Annotated in this window: 17 protein-coding genes; 10 read left to right on the top strand and 7 right to left on the bottom strand. The window is 46.9% G+C overall.

Annotation, left to right across the window (positions count from 1 at the left end; translation table 11 throughout):
- Window positions 1-27 precede the first annotated feature (27 nt).
- The 3 genes from PAE54_RS03450 to PAE54_RS03440 all read left to right on the top strand — a co-directional run bounded on the left by PAE54_RS03450 (window position 28) and on the right by PAE54_RS03440 (window position 1,744).
- Window positions 28-558, top strand: coding sequence for a YaeQ family protein (locus PAE54_RS03450; protein WP_326518437.1), 531 nt, complete (start codon window positions 28-30; stop codon window positions 556-558).
- A 104-nt stretch (window positions 559-662) separates the two neighbouring features.
- Entirely contained in the window at window positions 663-1,286 is a 624-nt protein-coding gene (locus tag PAE54_RS03445; protein WP_326518436.1) for an MgtC/SapB family protein, read from the top strand.
- Window positions 1,287-1,402: 116 nt separating this feature from the next.
- Window positions 1,403-1,744 (top strand): FKBP-type peptidyl-prolyl cis-trans isomerase, encoded by a 342-nt coding sequence (locus PAE54_RS03440; protein ID WP_273777246.1) that lies wholly within the window; start codon window positions 1,403-1,405, stop codon window positions 1,742-1,744.
- A gap of 62 nt (window positions 1,745-1,806) precedes the next feature.
- Here the strand turns inward: PAE54_RS03440 and metH are convergent, their stop codons facing one another.
- Entirely contained in the window at window positions 1,807-5,499 is a 3,693-nt protein-coding gene (gene metH, locus PAE54_RS03435) for a methionine synthase (protein WP_326518435.1), read from the bottom strand.
- A gap of 414 nt (window positions 5,500-5,913) precedes the next feature.
- Here metH and PAE54_RS03430 point away from each other — a divergent pair, with 414 nt between their 5' ends.
- Window positions 5,914-7,533, top strand: coding sequence for an inorganic phosphate transporter (locus PAE54_RS03430; protein ID WP_326518434.1), 1,620 nt, complete (start codon window positions 5,914-5,916; stop codon window positions 7,531-7,533).
- A 65-nt stretch (window positions 7,534-7,598) separates the two neighbouring features.
- Here PAE54_RS03430 and PAE54_RS03425 read toward each other — a convergent pair whose 3' ends face one another.
- Complete coding sequence (locus PAE54_RS03425) at window positions 7,599-9,146, bottom strand: hypothetical protein (protein ID WP_326518433.1); 1,548 nt, start codon at window positions 9,144-9,146, stop codon at window positions 7,599-7,601.
- 195 nt (window positions 9,147-9,341) lie between these two features.
- Window positions 9,342-9,959 carry a rhomboid family intramembrane serine protease gene (locus tag PAE54_RS03420; RefSeq protein ID WP_326518432.1) on the bottom strand — a complete coding sequence of 206 codons (618 nt, stop codon included), beginning with the start codon at window positions 9,957-9,959 and terminating at the stop codon, window positions 9,342-9,344.
- 158 nt (window positions 9,960-10,117) lie between these two features.
- Here PAE54_RS03420 and nfuA point away from each other — a divergent pair, with 158 nt between their 5' ends.
- Window positions 10,118-10,756 carry a Fe-S biogenesis protein NfuA gene (gene nfuA / locus PAE54_RS03415; RefSeq protein WP_273777241.1) on the top strand — a complete coding sequence of 213 codons (639 nt, stop codon included), beginning with the start codon at window positions 10,118-10,120 and terminating at the stop codon, window positions 10,754-10,756.
- Window positions 10,757-10,831: 75 nt separating this feature from the next.
- On the opposite strand, the gene PAE54_RS03410 is transcribed toward nfuA, so the two are convergent.
- On the bottom strand, window positions 10,832-11,848 hold the full coding sequence (locus PAE54_RS03410) for a hypothetical protein (protein ID WP_326518431.1): 1,017 nt from the start codon (window positions 11,846-11,848) through the stop codon (window positions 10,832-10,834).
- Window positions 11,849-12,291: 443 nt separating this feature from the next.
- Here PAE54_RS03410 and PAE54_RS03405 point away from each other — a divergent pair, with 443 nt between their 5' ends.
- Complete coding sequence (locus PAE54_RS03405; protein WP_273777239.1) at window positions 12,292-12,906, top strand: carbonic anhydrase; 615 nt, start codon at window positions 12,292-12,294, stop codon at window positions 12,904-12,906.
- Between the two features lie 37 nt (window positions 12,907-12,943).
- On the opposite strand, the gene PAE54_RS03400 is transcribed toward PAE54_RS03405, so the two are convergent.
- The gene (locus PAE54_RS03400; RefSeq protein WP_326518451.1) at window positions 12,944-13,534 is read right to left on the bottom strand and encodes an arylesterase; all 591 of its coding nucleotides are present in this window, start codon (window positions 13,532-13,534) and stop codon (window positions 12,944-12,946) included.
- 50 nt (window positions 13,535-13,584) lie between these two features.
- On the opposite strand from PAE54_RS03400, the gene PAE54_RS03395 reads away from it, so the two are divergent.
- The gene (locus PAE54_RS03395; protein ID WP_326518430.1) at window positions 13,585-14,319 is read left to right on the top strand and encodes an ABC transporter ATP-binding protein; all 735 of its coding nucleotides are present in this window, start codon (window positions 13,585-13,587) and stop codon (window positions 14,317-14,319) included.
- Entirely contained in the window at window positions 14,316-16,790 is a 2,475-nt protein-coding gene (locus PAE54_RS03390; protein WP_326518429.1) for an ABC transporter permease, read from the top strand. Before PAE54_RS03395 ends, PAE54_RS03390 begins: the two co-directional genes overlap by 4 nt.
- A 34-nt stretch (window positions 16,791-16,824) precedes the next feature.
- Here PAE54_RS03390 and PAE54_RS03385 read toward each other — a convergent pair whose 3' ends face one another.
- Window positions 16,825-17,631: a rhomboid family intramembrane serine protease gene (locus PAE54_RS03385; protein ID WP_326518450.1), complete on the bottom strand. Its 807-nt coding sequence runs from the start codon at window positions 17,629-17,631 to the stop codon at window positions 16,825-16,827.
- 77 nt (window positions 17,632-17,708) lie between these two features.
- Here PAE54_RS03385 and mtgA point away from each other — a divergent pair, with 77 nt between their 5' ends.
- The gene (gene mtgA, locus PAE54_RS03380) at window positions 17,709-18,383 is read left to right on the top strand and encodes a monofunctional biosynthetic peptidoglycan transglycosylase (RefSeq protein ID WP_326518428.1); all 675 of its coding nucleotides are present in this window, start codon (window positions 17,709-17,711) and stop codon (window positions 18,381-18,383) included.
- A 111-nt stretch (window positions 18,384-18,494) separates the two neighbouring features.
- A complete protein-coding gene (gene ppk1 / locus PAE54_RS03375; RefSeq protein WP_326518427.1) occupies window positions 18,495-20,570 on the top strand; it encodes a polyphosphate kinase 1 in 2,076 nt (691 codons plus the stop codon).
- Between the two features lie 58 nt (window positions 20,571-20,628).
- Here the strand turns inward: ppk1 and oxyR are convergent, their stop codons facing one another.
- Complete coding sequence (gene oxyR, locus PAE54_RS03370; RefSeq protein ID WP_326518426.1) at window positions 20,629-21,534, bottom strand: LysR family transcriptional regulator OxyR; 906 nt, start codon at window positions 21,532-21,534, stop codon at window positions 20,629-20,631.
- Between the last annotated feature and the right edge of the window lie 2 nt (window positions 21,535-21,536).

The following is a 21,536-nucleotide window of genomic DNA, read 5'->3' as shown; positions in this document are numbered from 1 at the left end:
TTTTCAATGCTGAGGTAAACATCTGTCATGGCGCTCAAAGCAACCATTTATAAAGCGGATCTGAATATTGCCGATATGGATCAGCATATTTATGCGGATTATCAACTAACCCTGGCATTACACCCTTCGGAGACCATCGAACGTTTGATGGTGAGAATCCTGGCTTATGCTCGTTTTGCCGATGAACGTCTGGAATTTACCAAAGATTTGTTTGAAACCGATGAACCGGCCTTATGGCAAAAAGACCTGACTGGCCAGTTGGAAAAATGGATTGAAGTCGGTTGCCCTGCCGAAGATAAAGTGAAAAAAGCCAGTAGTCGTTGCCAGCAAGTGGCAGTGGTCGCTTATGGCAGTCAAGTGGATGACTGGTTGAAAAAAAGCAGCAAGCTGAAAACGCTGAATAATTTGAGTGTCTGGGCATTGAGTGAGAAGACTACTCAGGCTTTAACCGACCTCTGTGAACGAACCATGCAATTACAGCTGAATATTCTGGATGGGGAATGGACGCTCCTCAGCGATCAAGGACAAGTCACGGTTGAGTGGACCCAACTGAAATAAAAAAGACTTCCGTCATGTAGTAATAGCCTGAAAAAATTGACTTGCAACAATAGTTTAGCAGGCATATAAAAGAATACAGCATCATCAGTCAAGGAGAGAAATCAATGAATGCCGACCTTTATCATTTATTGATTGCCTTGCTGATCGGTGCGGTGATTGGCGCAGAACGCGAATACCGCAACAAGTCTGCCGGCTTGCGTACCATGATTATGGTCAGTCTGGCTTCCTGTCTGTTTACCATTATGTCGATCAAGATCGGCGTCAATAATCCGGACCGTTTGGCTGCCAATATTCTGACTGGCCTTGGTTTTATCGGTGCGGGCGTGATCTTCAAAGAAGAAAATCATATCTCGGGTATTACCACGGCCACGACCATCTGGATGGTTGCCGCTTTAGGCATTGCGACCGGTGCGGGTTATGTCTTATTGAGTGTTCTCACTGCGGTGGTGGTGCTCATTGTACTGATTCTGATGATTTACATTCAGGACTGGATCGCCGAGCTGAATATGCAACGTGACTATAAAATTGTCTGTGCCTATCAGCAGGAAACCCTGCATCATTATGAGGCGGTGTTTAAGCAGTTCCACATGCGGATCGAGCGGGGCGTACAGCATAAAACCGAAACGACCATTACCGGTCATTGGTTTTTACAGGGACGGGCCAGCAACCATAAAAAATTGATCGAATTTTTACTGAATGATCCCGATGTGAGAGAGTTGGAATACTAATTTAGCCTTAGCCAGTCAATTGTAAGCGGATATTTATCGCGACAGGCTATAATCTCTCAAAATTGAACCCCATACCGGCCACACGATTTGCCGATTGATAGAAACAGGATCATGTCATGTCGAATGAATTACAGATTATTGATTTAAAAGTAGGTGAAGGTAAAGAAGCGGTCAAAGGTGCGCTGATTACCACGCATTATACCGGCTGGCTGGAAGATGGCACCAAGTTTGACTCTTCCATTGACCGCGGTAATTATTTTGAATGTGTGATTGGTACTGGCCGCGTGATCAAAGGCTGGGACCAGGGCATCATGGGGATGAAGGTCGGTGGTAAACGTAAATTGATCGTACCGTCCCATTTGGCTTATGGTGAGCGCAAGATGGGCAATATCATTCCGGCCAATTCCAATCTGATTTTTGAAATTGAATTGTTTGATGTCAAAACTCGTGATGAATAAGCCTTGAATCGTTAGCTGACATAAAAAAATCCCCTCAGTTGAGGGGATTTTTTTATGCTGCTTTAAGCATCAATTGAATCATCGAGATTTGGTGCCAGCCAGCGTTTGGCTTCATCCAGAGTCCAGCCTTTACGTTTGGCATAATCTTCAAGCTGGTCTTGTGAGATTTTACCGACATTGAAGTACTGGGATTCTGGGTGGGCATAATAGAAACCGCTGACACTTGAAGGTGGCCACATCGCGAAACTTGAAGTGAGCTGAGTGCCAATCTTGTCAGTTGAACCTAACCAGTCAAACAATACTGCTTTTTCCGAATGCTCTGGGCAAGCCGGATAGCCCGGGGCAGGGCGGATACCGACGTATTTTTCCTTGATCAACTCTTCATTGGACAGTTGTTCATCCGGTTGATACCCCCAGAACTCTTTACGGATGCGTTCATGCAGATGTTCAGCAAAGGCTTCAGCAAAACGGTCCCCGAGTGATTGCACCAGAATGGCAGAATAGTCATCACCTTTGGCTTTGAACTCATGGGCCATTTCTTCTGCACCAAAGATCGACACGGTAAAGCCACCGAGATAATCCTGCTGATCAGCCGTTTCAGGGGCAATAAAGTCCGCTAAAGACAAGTTCGGCTTACCGGTAACTTTATCGGATTGCTGACGCAAATGTTCAAAATGATGGGTGGCTTGTCCCGCTTCATCATAGACGGTTACGGTATCCGCAGCGGTACGTTTGGCCGGGTAGATGCCAAAGACGGCACGTGCATCGAAACGTTTATTTTCGATGATGTCTTTTAGCATCGCTTGTGCCTGATTGTACAAATCTGTCGCCGCTTCACCGACAATCTCATCCTGCAGGATTTGCGGGAATTTACCCGCCAGACTCCAGGAAATAAAGAATGGCGTCCAGTCAAAATATTTCACCAGTGTCTCAAGCGGATACTGGGTGATCACCTGCGTCCCAATCAATTTTGGTTGCGCCAGTTCACCTTGGGTCCAGTCAATTTTCAGACCATTTTCAATCGATTCAGCATAAGACAGTTTGGCTGCTTTTGGCTGCTTGTTGGCAATCCGTTCACGGACCTTGGCATATTCGGCACGATGTTGAGCCACGAAATCGGCTTTCATGTCTTTCGACAACAAGCTGGTTGCGACACCCACGGCACGTGAGGCATCAGCCACATAAATCACGGCATCATTTTGATATTGTGGATCAATTTTGACAGCGGTATGCGCTTTAGACGTGGTCGCACCACCAATCAATAGTGGAATCTTGAAGCCTTTACGCTGCATTTCTTTGGCAACAAAGACCATTTCATCGAGCGATGGGGTAATCAAACCGGACAGACCGATAATATCAACCTTCTCGTCAATCGCAGTTTGCAGAATCTTCTCGGCAGGGACCATCACGCCTAGGTCAACAATGTCGTAGCCATTACAGCCGAGGACCACGCCAACAATGTTTTTCCCAATGTCGTGTACATCACCTTTAACCGTGGCCATCAGCACTTTACCTTTGGTCTCACCGGCAGTTTTTTCCGCTTCGATGTACGGGTTGAGCCAAGCCACAGCCTGTTTCATCACACGGGCAGATTTCACCACCTGTGGCAGGAACATCTTACCGGCACCAAACAGGTCGCCGACCACGTTCATACCATCCATCAATGGACCTTCGATCACATCCAGTGGGCGTTTGGCTTTGAGACGTGCCTCTTCGGTATCTTCATCAATGAACGTGGTAATCCCTTTCACTAACGCATATTCCAGACGTTTTTCGACGGGCTGGTTACGCCATTCTAGGTTTTCAACGGCTTTTTGTGCACCGGCCTGACCACGGTATTGTTCTGCCACTTCCAGCAGTTTTTCTGTCGCATCCTGACCGCTTTCACCCTGATTGCGGTTCAGAATGACATCTTCAACAGCTTCTTTCAGTTCTTGTGGAATGTCATCATAAATCGCCATCTGTCCGGCGTTGACAATCCCCATGGTCATGCCTTGTTTGATGGCATGGTACAGGAACACCGAGTGAATGGCTTCACGTACCGGCTCATTACCACGGAACGAGAACGAGACGTTGGAGACACCCCCGGAAATCATCGCATTCGGCAGGTTTTGCTTGATCCAGCCGGTCGCTTCGATGAAGTCCACGGCATAGTTGTTGTGTTCTTCAATACCGGTCGCGACGGCAAATACGTTTGGGTCAAAGATGATGTCTTCCGATGGAAAACCGACTTCGTTGACCAATACGTCATAAGAACGTTTACAGATTTCACGTTTGCGTTCAGCGGTATCGGCCTGACCTTTTTCATCAAAGGCCATCACGATAATTGCTGCACCATACTGGCGGCACAGGCGCGCTTTTTCGACAAACTCATCATAGCCTTCTTTCAGGGAAATCGAGTTGACGACCGGTTTACCTTGGACGCATTTCAGGCCTGCTTCAATGATTTCCCATTTTGAGGAGTCAATCATGATCGGCACACGAGAAATGTCTGGCTCAGACGCGACCAGATTCAGGAAATGCACCATCGCATGTTGCGAATCGAGCATGCCTTCATCCATGTTGATGTCGATGATCTGTGCACCGCTTTCTACCTGTTGACGTGCAACATCGAGGGCTTCGGCAAAATTTTCTTCACGGATCAGACGCAGGAATTTTTTTGAACCGGTGACATTGGTTCGTTCACCAACGTTCACAAACAGCGAGTCGTCAAAAATGTTAAACGGTTCTAAACCACTGAGACGACAAGCTGGTTTAATGTCTGGAATCTGGCGCGGTGCAATGTCCTTAACCGCATTGTAGATCGCACGGATGTGATCCGGTGTGGTACCACAACAACCACCAGTGATGTTGATCAGACCGCTTTCGGCAAATTCTTTCAGGAAGGCCGCGGTTTGTTCCGGTGTTTCATCATAACCACCAAAAGCATTTGGCAAACCGGCATTCGGGTGCGCAGAAATAAACACATCAGCGACATCGGCAACAGTTTTGACGTGCGGGCGCATGGCATCTGCACCGAGTGCACAGTTAAAGCCGATCGACAAAAGATCACCATGACGTACCGAGTTCCAGAAGGCTTCCGCGGTTTGACCGGTTAAGGTACGGCCTGAAGCATCGGTAATGGTTCCGGAAATCATCAATGGCAGTTCATAACCGATTTGCTTGAACACTTCTTTTACCGCAAAGATTGCGGCTTTACAGTTCAAGGTGTCAAACACGGTTTCGATCAGCAGGATATCCGCGCCACCTTCGATCAGTGCATGCGCTGCTTCGATATAGTTTTCTTTCAGTTCATCAAAGGTGATGTTGCGGAAGGCTGGATCGTTGACATTCGGTGAAATCGAACAGGTCCGTGAAGTTGGTCCCAAAACACCTGCGACAAAACGCGGTTTGTCCGGCGTCGAGTATTTTTCACAGGCTGCTTTGGCAATACGCGCGGCTTCACGGTTGATTTCTGGTACCAGGTCTTCCATGTGGTAATCAGACATGGAAACACGGGTGCCGTTAAAGCTGTTGGTTTCAATGATGTCTGCACCGGCATCCAGATAGGCTTCATGAATGCCTTGAATAATTTGCGGTTGGGTCAGAACCAACAGGTCGTTGTTGCCTTTCAGGTCATGCGCCCAGTCGGCAAAACGCTCACCCCGGTAGTCAGCTTCTTCCAGTTGATGGCGTTGGATCATGGTTCCCATGGCACCATCAATAATCAGGATACGTTTGGCGAGAAGCTCTTTTAGGGTGGCAAGCGTGGACATAAGGAACCCCAGTGCAGATGGATGTAAAATGGTCGGCATTATAGCAGGTTTCATCTTGATTTTTATGCCTTGCAAGAGGTGGCAGGGCTAGACCCTTGCAAATCAAAGCATTCACGTCGGTTTTTTCATCAAACTGCAATATTGAATTCGTATATTCCGCTCATCTTTTTCATGGTTGAGCGTGTTATAGAGCTGATTCAGATGCATGTTTTTCCGCTGGTGTAGCGGTCACATCCCATATAAAACTCGATGAACTTTCTAAATTTGAATAACGAATAGTCTAATCCAGTGGGATGACAGTCAAAATTAACGCAATTGTTAAAAAATGGCGTTATATGACATCTTTTTGTCATATAATTGTCATAATTTAATTTAACAATAAGGGCATTTTATTGTCCTTTAAATGCTATCTGCATGAATCAGAATACTTCTCCACGTCAAGACTCAGCCGGTCAATCAGCCACACGGTCGACGAATGTGCATGTCCCAACACCGAAATTCTTTATGCCGGTGTTTCTTGCGATCATCATTTCAACGTTGATTTATATCGCGTTTCAGATGAGTGCGGACCTTTCTCATGTACCGGCGCTTAGCTTATATTCCGTTATTCTATTAGCGACGGCATTACTGATCGCTTTGGGTTTTGAGTTCGTAAATGGTTTCCATGACACGGCGAATGCAGTCGCAACCGTGATTTATACCAATGCCTTGCCTGCACCGGTTGCAGTCATGTGGGCCGGTTTCTGTAACTTTCTTGGGGTCATGATCGCCAGTGGTGCGGTTGCCTATGGAATTATCGCGCTGTTGCCTGTCGAACTGATTATGAATGTTGGCAGTGGTGCTGGCTTTGCCATGGTTTTTGCCATGCTGATCGCCGCGATTCTGTGGAACTTGGGAACTTGGTTCCTTGGCATTCCAGCATCGAGTTCGCATACCCTGATTGGTTCGATTCTGGGTGTAGGGGTGATGAATTACCTGTTGAACACTACCGGCGGTGCCAGTGGTGTGGATATGGATCAGGTGATGAAGGTTGGTAAGGCATTGTTGTTCTCGCCACTGATCGGTTTCGGTTTTGCTGCAGTTGTTTTCTTGCTGGTGAAAACCATTTTCAAACGTCAGTTGGAACTGTTCCAGCCACCTGAAGGCAATAAGCCACCACCACCGTTAATTCGTGCCTTGCTGATTTTCACCTGTACTGGTGTGAGCTTTGCGCATGGTTCAAACGATGGTCAAAAAGGTATGGGCCTGATCATGTTGATTCTGATCGGTTTGGTACCAATGGCGTATTCATTAAACAAGAATCTGGACAACCAGCATCTGCAGTCTTTTGAAAAATTGTCTGCACAAACGGCGACTGTTCTTTATGCCCAGCATGACCAGATGGCCGATGAAAAAGCCCGTGACGTATTGACCAAATACATCCAGACGAAACAAGTCAACCCTGAAGTGGTTCCCGCTTTGGCCAGTTTGACGAACCATTTGGGTGAGCGCGTCGGTGATTACCGCAGTCTGAAAGATATTCCTGAAGCACAGGTTGCGGAAATCCGTAACGACATGTATTTGAGTACGACCGCCTTCAAACGTCTGGATAAAGCAAAAGCCTTACCTAAGTTGAATGAACAACAAGACAAGGTGGTAGAAGACTATCGTGACAACCTGGATTCATTCCTGCAATACATTCCGACATGGGTAAAAGTTGCAGTTGCTTTAGCGCTGGGTCTTGGAACCATGGTGGGCTGGAAGCGTATTGTGGTTACCGTTGGTGAGCGTATTGGTAAAAACCACATGACCTATGGTCAAGGGATGTCGGCGGAACTTGTTGCGATGACTACAATTGCAGCGGCAGACGGCTTAGGGATGCCAGTATCGACAACCCATGTTTTGAACAGTGCGGTAGCTGGTACGATGGTGGCGAATAAGTCTGGTTTGAACTTCGCAACGGTAAGAACCATCCTATCAGCCTGGATCTTTACCTTGCCTGCAACTATCTGTTTATCGGGTGGCTTGTACTGGTTGTTCCTGCAGTTCGTTTAATTCACAATAAAACCTGTAATAAAAAAAGCTTTGCCTCGGCAAAGCTTTTTTTATGGTGATCAATTTCATTTTTTCAGTTTGCGCAGTGCTTTTTTTAATGGCAGGTATTCCTGACCGAACCCATACAGGGCAGCAAACGGCAGGGCCGTCCGTGCCAGATAGGCCACACGCCACAAACCACCATGGTTGGCGCCAGACATGATCAACTCCAGAGGATGCTCCAGAGGAGTTTCTGGATGTGCCACTGAAGCAGGATTTCTTAAATCGTGAATCCAGAGCGCTGCCATCATGGCGTTGGTGGTTTCTGGATGAAAGGCTTCCACATCGAATAACTGTGCACCATTAAAGGCTGCTTTGAGCAAAGGGTTCTTGGTGACGGAGTGGGTGGTGGTGGATGGGGCAATGTTAATGCTGACAGTCTGTCCATTATGACGCGCGAGAATGGCACGCCATTGTTGCAGGCGTTTGGCCAGTGCGTAATTGGGGCCTTGTTCAAGCACCAGACAGTCCGCAATCCCGTAGTCTTTACCATTTTCGGAGTGAATCAGTTGCTGTGGGTTTTTCTGGAAAAAACGCTGCAAAGATAATGTGGACACCCCTTTGGTCAGAAGTTTTTGTATAGCTGAACGTTGTTTGAGTTTGTCTTTGGCAGCCTCGGTGACTTCTTTCGGGACGGCGTAGACATCGGTTGGGGTACACATAAACATCAAACTGGTGTCGGGTTTTTGTTCACTCACCGCCTGCATGATGCTGTCCATTGCCATGGCGACCCGCACATGTTTTTCACCGTCCAGATAAGCAATTGCGGCTAAATCCAGTGGCTGTGAGAACTGGCCTAGCCAGTGGGCAATTTCCGGTGTTTGAGTCAGCAGGTTGGCACCCAGTTGGTTTTTTAACTCGGCTGTGCTGCTATCCTCTTTCACTGCTTGGGCACTTGGTGCAATTAACCTTGCATTCCCCGCATCAATGGTTTTTAGAATACGTTCCCAAACTTTGGCATTCGGCAGATCAACTGCCACGATATTGGCTTTCCATTTTGACAGCCAGGTCAGTGGTCCTGCCTCAGAACCGGCACCAAACAGCACCAAGGTCCGGTCTGAGAGATCGAGCCATTCAGGATGGGCATTCACCTGACGCAAGGCATCCGCATGACTGGCTTCGATGACTCCGGCATCTTGCCAGCGTTGCAGCTGATCCAGTAACGCCTGTCCCTGTAATTTTTGTCCGTGGTAGGGAATGTACCATTCCGGTGCTGCAGTACTTTTGCCGTGAATTTCGACTTGGTGCAATGTGTCATGCGGTAGCTGCATGAGATCTTTCAGCAAATGCACTTCACCTTTGCGGTAAAAGACAAAACTGTGATGGGCTTTATGCAAGCCTTGTTGGGCAATCGTGATGGCATTATGGCTGCTCTGAATGCCGTGTTTGACTAAGGCGTGAAAATAGCGTGGATAGTGCTTACGCCAGTTTTTTTCCTGTAAGGTCTGTTGTGAGGTCTTGTGATCGACGATTGATAATGCCTCGGCCACAATGTCCTTGCCGGTTTGCGAGGTACTGGTTTTATGGGTTTCCGGGTCAATGGGGAATTGTAGGCCGTCTAAAGAACTGGACATGCAAAGAATCTCGCCAATAATCAGTTTGAATATCTATATCAACTCATTATCTATCCCAAATGCAATTGTGAACAGGCATGAACTACCAAAATCTGTCAAGAAATGTAGAGCTGATAAAGCGATGTAACGAGACACGGATAGATGTAGTCGAGCCGCTGGTCATGAACAGGCTAGACGGCTCAACGGATGGGGAGGTTAAAAAGGGATTTGCATGAGTTTATTCAGGAAGTGGCCGATTAACCGCGGTTCGATGATGATCGTCATGATGACTCCATACGCAGCTCCCCATAGATGCGCACTATGGTTAATGTTGCTGTTGCCACGTTTGCCAGACCAGATGCTATACGCTACATATAACACCGCAAAAATAATCGCAGGCACGGGAATAAAGAATACAAAAATCAGTTTCCACGGTTCAAACAGGATATAGGCAAACAGGACGGCTGAAACCGCGCCTGATGCACCCAGGCTGGCCCAGTGCACATCGTTTTTGTGTTGCAGATAACTCGGCAGAATGGCAAAAATCAGCCCGCCCAGATAAAACAGCACAAAGCCCAGATCATAAAAATACTGACGGTAAAAGCTTTCGATGATACTGCCAAAGAAAAACAGCGTGATCATATTAAACAGCAGGTGAGCGCCGTCTGCATGTACAAAACCATGGGTGATGAAACGGTCATATTGTCCACGCTGCATGGCGGGTGGCCAGAAGATCAAACGGTTCATCAGCACGCGATTATTAAAGGCCAATAAAGACACAATAACCGTGATCAGAATAATCGTGACGGTGTGATTAAAAGGCAAATCCAGCATATAACCCCAATCTAGATTTCATGTTTTGCCTTGCATCATGCCATTAAATCCATATAAAGATTGAACTTTCAGCATAAATCCGACAAATTTAGTTGATTTTTTTTTAAAATTCCGCATCTTCAGTTAAAATACTAACTTCAGCTTGAGGAATTATTGCTATGTCGACTGAGAACACCAACGCTGCAGTTGCAGAAGAAATCCCAAACGTACTCATTACTCCAACTGCACAAGAGTATTTGCGTGATTTGCTTGCCAAACAGAATACTCCGGGAATCGGCGTTCGTATCTTTGTTGAAAACCCGGGTACACCACGTGCTGAATGCTGCATGGCTTACAGTGCACCAGAAGAAGTCGTGCCAACCGATTATAAGCAAGAATATCCAGATTTCCCTGCATTTATCGATACGCCATCCATTCCGTATCTAAAAGATGCCGTGATTGACTATAACAAAGACCGTTTTGGCGGCCAACTTACTTTCCGTGCTCCAAACTCTAAAGTACCACGTGTAGGGCCGGATGCGTCAGTTGAAGAACGTATTACCTATGTGTTACAGGCCGAAATCAACCCAGGTCTTGCAGGGCATGGTGGTAACTGTGCACTTGTGGAAGTGGTTGAAGATGCTGAACATGGTTTGACTGCAGTGGTTAAATTTGGCGGTGGCTGTCAGGGCTGTTCTTCAATTGATATCACCTTAAAGCAAGGGGTTGAAACAACGCTGAAACAACACGTGCCTGAATTGATGCGTGTCGTGGATCAAACCGACCATAGCCAGTCTGAAGGTGCTTATTTCAAATAAGCCCATAGCCATAAAAAAGACCTTTTCTAAGGTCTTTTTTTATGGCTAAAACGGGTTGTCAAAATAAGTGAATTGTCAGTGAGCCGTGGGTTGACTGCTCAAAATCTGCTGGGCTGCATCAGAATAATAAAATTTTTCCAGATAATGTCGTGCCCGCGTTCGTAAGTACTGGCTTGAAATCATCTGTTCTAGGACAGGATGCAGGAGCTGTTGCAGTTCTCGCTGTACCAAGGCTTCATCAATATTCAGATCGCGTAACAGCGCATCCAGACGACGTTCTTGGTTGCGGACATACCAGGTATATAGCCCATCATGCAGTTGCTGTCGCATATAATCAGTCTGGCGTAGATGTTCCCAGATTTCATGCGCTAGGCCAACCGTCTGCGGTAAATCTTTGACCTCGATATAATCACGTAAGACATGCAAGGGCAGGCCTTTGATTTTGTGCCAGAGATTGGCCTGAAAATGATACAGCTTGTCCTGATCAAAATGCTGGTTCAGCACATGTTCACTCAATTGGCTGAGTTTCAGAATATTCCGCTGAAGGTAAAAGGCAATCGTGCTTTGCAGATCTGCATCCGTCACGCTTTCTAGCATGGATTTGCCCATCTTCATAAACTGGCTAACCCCCGGTACCCGTTTGGCCAGCATGGAGTTTTCCATGTAATCCTGAATGGCATGCTGGATCAGTTGCGAGATCATTGCGGAGAAGGCAGGATTATTGACCACACGTTTGATCAGACGTTGCCGATGTGCCCCTTTACTGGACACATACTGGGCAATCCGGTCGACAGTGAGTACCGGAATCACATCTTCAATACGGGTACTGTCATTCACAGGATGCACGAGGGCAAAATGCAGATGTTCAGCAATCTGTTCAATCAGAGAGGCACTGGCCGGCGTGTTGAGGATTTGCTGCTGCAATAAGGCATTGATTTGTTCAAAGCTCCACAGTTGTCCCAGACTCTGCTGGCTCAACCACTGGTAAAAACTGTTGCATTCGTTTTGTATTGTAGTGGTTTGGCTCCATTCCTGCTCAAGAAAAGCCAGATGGGCATCGATAAGTTGTTCAATCATGGGTTGTGTAGACATAAAAATCAGGCAAACCTAAGCAGAGGGAAGTGAAGCTAGAGAGGATTGTACCGATTCAGGACAGGGGGCTCCAGCGGATGTTGCAGCATGATGATGGTTTTTGCAGGTGGGCCAGCGGATCTTTTTGAGAGAGATTTCTATTTCATCAGATGATTTTTGATATTGCTGAACCCGTTTGTTGCTCCTTGTTTAGACACATGGTTTTGTTGGAGTTAACGTGATGCACGGGGAATAGGGCTGTGAAAACCTGTAGATCTGGGATGCCCGCTAGCCATTTAACAGAAATAGGCTCAAACATTCTTCTGAAAAATAACCTACTTGCACTGCTCAATATTGACTCCGCAATTCAGTAGAAATGCATTAAGCGCATTGTTTTGGTCAATGACATGTGCGGGTGTGAGGATTACAATGATCCTCGTCATGAATAGGGAAGACGATAGAAAATGTTAACAGCTCAAGAAGCTTTAGAACGTTTAAAATCAGGAAATCAACGCTTTGTAAAGGGTGAAACTACACATCCGAAGTTGCTGACGCACCACGAGCGCGCAGAAATGGCAAAAGACCAGAATCCATTTGCGATTGTTTTAGGTTGTTCGGATTCACGCGTGCCGGCAGAAATGGTCTTTGATCAGGGCCTCGGTGATTTGTTTGTGATCCGTGTTGCCGGTAACGTGGTTGCCCCATCCCAAGTCGGGAGTGTTGAATTCGCTGCTGAACGTTATGACTGTGCCGTGGTGGTGGTTTTAGGTCATAGTCACTGTGGTGCGGTACAGGCGACAGTAGATACGCTACTCAATCCGGAAAGCCCACCATCGAATAATTTGATGTCGATTGTGAACCGCGTTCGTCCTTCTGTAGAAATTCTTTTGCAAACTGATTTGAAGCATGATTTGAATAAACTCTGTGCACACGCGGTACGTTCTAACGTTTTCGCTTCGGTGAATCAGTTGCGCCATGGTTCTGCGGTGATTGAAAACTTGATCGCTCAAGGTAAGCTGATTGTGGTGGGTGCAGAATACTCGCTCGAAACCGGTGAAGTGGTCTTCTTCGATTATTAACCGTATTTTTAGGCAAGATCAGTCATTAAGGGCGCGTTTATAACGCGCCCTTAATATATGGATAGGCATTCGCCAGTAAAATCGGCTGGGCTTTCACATTCGGGTGAATCTGATCTTGCTGCATCAATTGCGCATTGCCAGCGATACGCTGTAAAAAGAAAGGCAGCAGTGGGATTTTGTACTGCTGACTGACCACGCGATAATTTTTCTCAAAAGCCTGACTGTAAGCACTGCCATAGTTCGGGGGGATTTTCATCCCTAACAATACAACTTTGGCCCGTGTCTTTTGGCTATGTTGAATCAGTTGACCTAAATTTTTGGCAATCATCTGCGGTGGTTGTCCGCGCAAACCATCATTTCCACCGAGCTCAATCACCACCACGTCTGGACGATAGGTTGTTAACAGTTTCGGCAAGCGTGCCAAAGCACCACTGGTGGTTTCACCACTGACACTGGCATTGACCACTTTATGCTGTTTCGGATACTGTTGGTTTAATCGTTTTTGCAACAAACTCACCCAACCTTGCTCCGCATTCATCCCGTAGGCAGCGCTAATACTGTCACCTAAAACCATAATGGTTTTGGCGGAAACGGCCATCGGGCTGAGACAGAGACATCCAACACACATCCACTGCTGAATCTTGAATATTACGCTATGTTTCTGCATAGAGGCACTTTATGACTCAAACCAATATCTCGGACTCCATCATGCCACAAGCCCTGATTTCTGCCCAGCATTTGAGCCAAAGCATTACATTACAAGACAAGACCCTGACCATTTTAAAAGATATTCAGCTCGACATTTATCCGGGGGAACTGGTTGCGATTACCGGACGTTCCGGTTCGGGAAAATCGACTCTGTTGGGGCTACTGGCAACGTTGGATCAGGCCAGTTCTGGCGAACTGTATGTGTGTGGTCAACCGATCCATCACCTGAATGAAGAGCAGCGTGCCGCCGTCCGTCAGCAATCGATTGGTTTTGTCTTTCAGTCATTTCAATTGTTACCGCATTTAACAGCTCTAGAAAATGTGATGTTGCCTTTACGTTTACAGCCGCATTTTGATTATGCTCAAGCGGAACAGAAGGCCTTGCAGTTATTGAAAAAAGTGGGATTAGAACGTCAGGCAACTCAAACACCCAAGGTGCTTTCAGGCGGAGAGCAGCAGCGTGTCGCGATCGCCCGGGCTTTGGTAAGTGAACCGAAAATCATTTTTGCCGATGAACCGACCGGTAACCTGGATGGACAAACGGCTCAGGAAATCGAACAGTTACTATTTCAGCTCAATCGGGAAATGGGTACCACCTTGGTACTGGTCACTCATGATCTGAAACTAGCGGCCCAATGCCAGCGCCATTTGCAATTGGTTGATGGACAGTTGCTGGAATCTATAGCTGTACAGGAGCCGGCATGAGCGCAATTTTTAAGCCTTTACTGCTCCAGAGTTTTCGCAGTAGCGGGATTTACCTGCTGTTGATTGCTTTAACGTTGGCGATCAGTGCGACCACAGCCCTCAAATTCAGCAATCAGCAGGTGCAGCAGGCGGTGGCCTTGCAGGCCGCTGAGATGTTCGCGGCAGATTTGGTGCTGTCCGATAATCAGCCACTATCTGAAAAATGGCAGCAAAAGTCACAACAATTACAATTGCGGCGTTCACAGGTCACGGTTTTTAGTTCGATGGCTTATACCGGTGGCCAGTTTGTCATGGTTAACGTCAAAGCCGTGGATCAGGCTTTTCCTTTGCGTGGAAAACTGCAAGTGAATGGCGTGATGAATCCTAAAATTCGGCCTGACCAGATTTGGCTGAGTCCGCGAGCGATGGAATTACTCAATGCAAAAATTGGCGATACGGTGCATATTGCTGATGGAGCATTTAAGGTAGCTGGAAAAATTCAGCGGGATTCCAATCAGGAATTGGGTTTTTCTGGATTTTCACCTACGGTGATGATTCACCAACAGGATATTGCCCGAACCCGGGCCATTCAAACCGGCAGTCGCATTGAATACCGTTTATTGTTGGCAGGATCACCTGTACAGCTTGAACAGTTCCAGCAGTATTTTAAGCAGCTAAGACCGGATCAAGATCAGGCGAAAACCAATTCAGCCTCCTCTGCAGAGGGGAGTTTGCGTTTGCGCAGCGCCAGCGAAGGCAATAGTCGCTTGGTGAAACCGATTGAAAATCTGGATATTTTCCTGCAGCTGGCCAATATTCTGACGATCTTGCTCTGTGGCATCGCGATTGCCCTGACCAGCCAGCGCTATGTGGTTCAGAATCAGGATCATATCGCGTTGATGCGTTGTATGGGGGCGAGCAAACGGCAGATCTGGTGGGCTTATCTGGCGATTTTAGCGGTGGTCATGCTGCTCGCAATGCTATTTGGCAGTGTCATCGGTGTCGGGCTGGGTTATGGGCTGTTGAGTCTGATGTTGCAGCTGATTCCCCATTTGCAATTAAGTTTCTCTTGGATGGAGATGCTGCTTGGTCCATTACCGATTGCGATGCTGACCAGTGCCATCGTCATGCTTGGTTTTATCTTGCCGAGTGTCTGGCAGTTACTCAAAACCCCACCGATCCAGGTCATCCGTCAGCAGGAGAAATCTGCACAATCTTTGCTTGTGTTGCTCAGCAGCGGTTTGCTCAGCCTCGGGCTGTTTAGCATTTTGCTTACAGAACGGGTCGGTTTGACGGCCTTGGTCATGGGCAGCATTCTGGCTTTAAGTGTGATGCTGTATTGTTTGGTCTGGCTTGGCTTAAAGTGGTTAAAAGCCGGCAAAAACCGTTTGTCTGCCTATGTGCGCATCCCCTATCAAACCGCATTCCAAATTACAGCATTGGCTTTGGGGCTGAGTCTCATTACAGTGTTGGCTGTATTGCGTACAGATTTGCTGGAGCGCTGGCAACAGCAGTTGCCTGCAGGAACGCCCAACCAGTTTGTGTACGGTTTGCCACCGTTTGATATGCCGGGCTTTCAGCAGCGTTTACAACAAAATGGCTGGCATCGCACCCCCCTGTATCCGAATATTCGCGGACGCTTGATTGCCAAAAATGGTCAGCCTTTTTCAGCTGAATTGGTGGCACAGAATAATTCTTTGCGCCGTGAACTCAATTTGACCCAGGCTGAAACTTTCCCGGCAGATAACCAGATTGTGCAGGGTCAGTCTAGTTTTAGTCAGATTGGACAAGTTTCTGTTGAGCAAAAAACTGCAGAAACACTCGGTATTCAACTCGGAGATCAGTTGACTTTTAGTTTGCCGGAAGGGCATCTACAGGCTAAAGTGATTAACTTGCGTACGGTGGAATGGGAAAGTTTTAGTCCGAATTTCTTCTTTATTTTCTCTCCGCATACGATGGATGAAAATGCTGGCAGTTATCTCGGCAGTTTCTATGTTCCTCCACAGGATAAAGCCAAGCTGTTCCAGTTGATTCAGCAATATAACAATACCGTGTTTATTGATGTCAGCCAGATTCTGGATGAAATCAAACGCTTGGTGCAGGTGTTGGTGCAGATCATGACCATTTTGGCTTTGCTGGTCAGTGTCGCGGGGTTCCTGGTGCTGATTGCCTGCCTCAATCTGCTGATGGATGAACGTAAACGTGAAGTTGCCCTGATGCGTTCATTTGGGGCTTCCAAAGCTCGATTAAAACGCATGCTGACTCTAGAAATTGGATTTTTAGGAGCTGTTGCTGGGGTGGTTGCTTGCCTGTTTGCTGAGGTGATCAGTGCTGTTGCCAGCTCCAAAATGAATCTGGTCATTCAGCCACACTGGGAAATCTGGCTGGTTTTACCGTTGTTGATGAGTATCTTATGTGCGCTGATTGGACGTTATCGCTTGAGTTATCTTTGTGACATTCCTCCTTTACAGAGTTTGCGTGAATTACAGTAAAGAAAAATAAGGGTAGCTGGTGCTACCCTTTGCTTTATGTTTTTCTCAACATCTCGTGTAGCAAGCTTTGCCAGATCGGTTGAATCACTTCTAGCTGTTGCAGGTTGTCTTGATAAAGCCACCAGCACAGTCCCGCACCGAGTATTAACGCCAGCAATCCACCCCACGCGAGTTTGACCCGTTGGCTGATATACCAGAGCAGTGCCAGTCCTGCGCCCATCATCATGCCACCCAGATGGGCTGCATTGTTAATTCCCGCGATCATCATGCCCATCACCAAGTTAATCCCCATAATGATTAGCAGAGATTTCTTGTCCAAGAGCAAAGTCTGACGCGGCAGGGGCGGAAGGAGTGAAAGCACGGTAAGTGCTCCGCCCAACCCCATCACTGCACCCGAAGCGCCTGCACTGACGCGTGGCAGATCAGCCGGATCGAAGTTTTGCAGTAACAGCAGACTGGATTGAATACTGGTATAGCCGCTATACAGGCTGCCCATCAGTCCAGCCAGCAGGTACAATCCGATAAAGAAGCGGTGGCCAAACAACTGTTCAGCAACACTACCGAAGATGTATAACGCCCACATATTCAGCATGAGATGAATCAGGCCAAAATGAAAAAACATGCTGCTGAACAGGCGTTGTGGTTCCGCTAAAAAGGTTAAAGGTGCATAATCAGCACCCCAGTAGATGGCATCGGCAATCGCCGGTTGGCTGATGTTCATACCGTGCAGCACTTGCCAGAGGAAAAGCCCTACGTTGACTGTAATCAACAGGGCGGTGATCCACCAGCGCCGCAGCTGAACAGACTGCTGCTGAAAAGATGGGGGAGCAAACTCTGCCATAGGGGGAGTCTCGGTCATGATCATCTTGAGAAAAAGCTTAACACGAAAAATTATCAATTCAGGAGCAACCTACTGACATGAAAGCTTTTATTGTTCGGACTTTGTTAATTCTTGTCGGTTTCGTGCTCTTGGTCCAGTTGTGGATTTTTGCCAGTCTGGTGTGGTGGCGTACCCATGATGTCGAAGCCACCATGTTCATGCGTCTGGATTACTGGTCAGATCCGAGTGAGCCAATCAAGCATCAATGGCGCGATTATGATGAGATTAGTGATAACGTCAAACATGCCGTAGTTGCAGCAGAGGATGGTAAATTTTTGCAGCATCATGGCTTTGACTGGGCCGGTATCCAGTCAGCCTTGCAACGCAATAACGAGCAGGGGCAGGTCGTTGCTGGAGGTTCAACCATTTCCCAGCAGTTGGCGAAAAACCTGTTTTTATATAATCAGCGTTCTTTTATCCGCAAAGGTCAGGAGGCAGCCGCCACCTGGATGATGGAACGCATGTGGTCTAAGCAGCGGATATTAGAAGTCTATCTAAACTCGGTCGAATTTGGTGAAAATATCTACGGCGTAGAAGCGGCTACCCAATATTATTTTGGCAAGAGTGCACGCAGTTTGAGCCGTGAGCAGGCGGTTTTTCTGGCCTCAATTCTACCGAATCCGAAATATTATCAGCATCATCGTAATGATCGTTCCTTAGAATATCGCAAGCGCATGATCCGTAAATATATGCGTTACAGCAATATTCCTTAAGTGTAAATAATTTTGAAAAAGCCCATATTTTTGGGCTTTTTTTATGAAATTTACATAAATTTAAAGCATACTTAGATGAAGACTTTACACTTTATAATCATAGGTTAGAGCATGAATAATGCGGTTTCCGCCACCCCTGCTGAATATATTTATAATGATCGCTACATCAATCGTGAACTTTCAATTCTAGATTTTCATTTACGCGTACTCGAACAAGCGGTTGATCCTTTACATCCACTCTTGGAACGGATGAATTTCCTGCTCATTTTTTCTCGTAACCTGGATGAGTTTTTTGAGATTCGTGTTGCCGGGGTGATGGAACAGCTGGATTTAGGTAATGAAAGCCGTAGTCCGGATGGTTTAACGCCTAAACAGGTATTGGATTCCATTTCTAAAACCGCGCATGCTGCAATTGAACGTCAATATCGCATCTTAAATGAAGAAATTTTGCCGAAGTTGCGCGAAGAAGACATCTGTTTTCTCAAGCGTGGTGAACTGACGCCGGCACAATCCACCTGGATTAAAAAGTACTTTCAGGAGCAGGTCGCTCCCGTGCTGACGCCGATCAGTTTGGACCCGGCACATCCGTTCCCCCGTCTGGTCAATAAAAGCCTGAACTTTATCGTGACCTTGGAAGGGAAGGACGCCTTTGGCCGTCAGATTGACCTGGCTGTTGTACCGGCCCCACGCTCTTTACCACGAGTGGTGCGCTTGCCGGATGAATTGACTGGTGGTAAAGAACACCATGTCATGCTATCCGCCATTATTCATGAGCATGTGTCCGACCTGTTCCCAGGCATGACCGCAACTGGTTGTTATCAGTTCCGTGTAACCCGTAATGCGGACTTGGCCTTGAATGAAGATGTTGAAGACTTAGCCAAGGCCCTGAAAGGTGAGTTAAGTTCACGTCGTTTTGGTCGTGCTGTACGTCTGGAAGTGACAGAAAATTGTCCAAAGCCGATTTATCAATATTTGCTGAATGAATTTGATTTAGATGAAAGTCAGCTTTACAAGGTCGATGGACCAGTAAACTTGGCACGTTTGCTATCGAATTTTAAGCGTCCACATTTACGTTATGATTCGCATACGCCTGTACTGCCTAAAGCCTTGCGCAAGTCAGAAAGTATTTTTAATGCCATGCAAAAGCAGGATATTTTGTTGCACCATCCGTTTGAATCTTTTGCACCCGTCATTAACTTGCTACGTGAAGCAGCACGTGATCCTCAGGTGTTGGCGATTAAACAGACGTTGTACCGGAGTGGGGCGGATTCGGAAATTGTTCAATTACTGGCTGAAGCTGCGCGTAATGGCAAGGAAGTGACGGCTGTCATTGAACTGCGTGCACGTTTTGATGAAGAATCCAATATTGCGGTTGCCAATGTATTGCAAGAAGCGGGTGCTGTGGTGGTGTATGGGATCGTCGGTTATAAGACCCATGCCAAGATGATTCTGGTGGTACGCCGTGAAAATAACAAACTGGTGCGTTATGTGCATTTAGGCACGGGTAACTATCATGCCACCAATGCGCGTATTTATACGGATTATGGCCTAATGACTACCGACAAGGAACTCTGTGAAGATGTGCACCGCATTTTCCAGGAGCTGACCGGTATGGGTAAAATGGCCAAACTGAAAAAACTGCTACATGCACCATTTACCTTACACGCGCAGTTGCTGACTTATATCGATGAAGAAATTGCCAATGCCAAAGCGGGCAAGCCAGCACAGATTATTGTCAAGGTGAATGCACTGACTGAAATGCAGCTGATCAATAAACTGTATGAGGCATCGCAAGCTGGCGTGCAGATTGATTTGATTATTCGTTCAATTTGCTGCTTACGTCCAGGTTTGCCAGGATTATCTGAAAATATCCGAGTACGTTCGATTGTTGGTCGTTTTCTGGAGCATACCCGTGTTTATTACTTCAGTAATAATGGCAACGCGCATATTTACTGTTCAAGTGCTGACTGGATGGACCGTAACCTGTTTAACCGTGTAGAAGCTTGCTTCCCGATTGAAGATCCAGCACTGAAGAAACGTATTTATCAGCAGGGCTTACTCAATTACCTGCAAGACAATCAGCAGGCCTGGTTGTTACAGGGTGATGGTACCTGGCTGCGTGCACAGCCAGCGGAAGGTGAAGCGCCGCATAATGCCCAACGTGAGTTGCTGGAAATTTTTAAATAATTTTCATCCCCTAATAAAAAAGGAGCTTTTAAAGCTCCTTTTTTGATTCAGAATTAAATTAATTCAGGTTATTGACGATTTTTTGTAAAACCTGCAGCAAGACATCAAATTCACTTTGTAGTGGCGTGCTCTTACGCGTGACCAAGGCAAGGGTGCGGCTTGGAGCAGCATCAATTGCTTTGACCACCAGTTCAGAATTGTACTTAATCATGTGGCTATGTGTTGCAATTTCAGGCAGCAAGGTGAAACCAAGATTAGACGAAACCATTTCAACTAGAGTCGGTAATGAGCTCGCTTTCAAACGGTGATCATTTTTACGTTCCCCCACCGGACAGGCGCTGAGTGCGTGATCACGCAAGCAATGACCTTCTTCCAATAACATCAGGCGAGATAAATCCAGATCTTGCAAGGAACGTGCGGTAGCCGAGTGCTGATCGGATTTATGGCAAACCAGATATAGGCTTTCTTTGGCGATTTCAGCCACTTTTAGACTGCGCGTGTCAAACGGCAGGGCAAGCACCACCATGTCGAGATTGCCATGCTCGAGTTTTTCGACAATTTTTTCACTTTGTGCTTCATGCAAATGCAGCTGAATTTTTGGCAGCTGTTTATGCACTTCATCCAGTAAGGCTGACAAAATGAAGGGTGCAATGGTTGGAATAATTCCCAGATGTAAGTCGCCGGTTAGCGGCTCGCTCATTTCACGACTTAAGCGCATCAGGTCTTGTGCATCGGCCAAAAGAACACGGGCACGTGCTACGACCTGTTCGCCTAATGGTGTCAAACGAACATTTTGCCGATCACGTTCAACAAGTACACCACCTAGAAGGCGCTCTAGCTCCATGATCCCGCCCGACAGAGTCGACTGGGTCACGAACGAACGGCGCGCTGCTTCAGTAAAGTGCAACGTTTCAGACAGTGTAACGAGGTATGACAGCTGTCTTAAGGAGGGTAATGCAGCCATAG

The organism is Acinetobacter minutum (genome assembly GCF_035916735.1).
GTDB lineage: Bacteria > Pseudomonadota > Gammaproteobacteria > Pseudomonadales > Moraxellaceae > Acinetobacter.
Note: the sequence above shows the minus strand (reverse complement) of the source record. Positions and strands in the feature narration are given on the sequence as shown.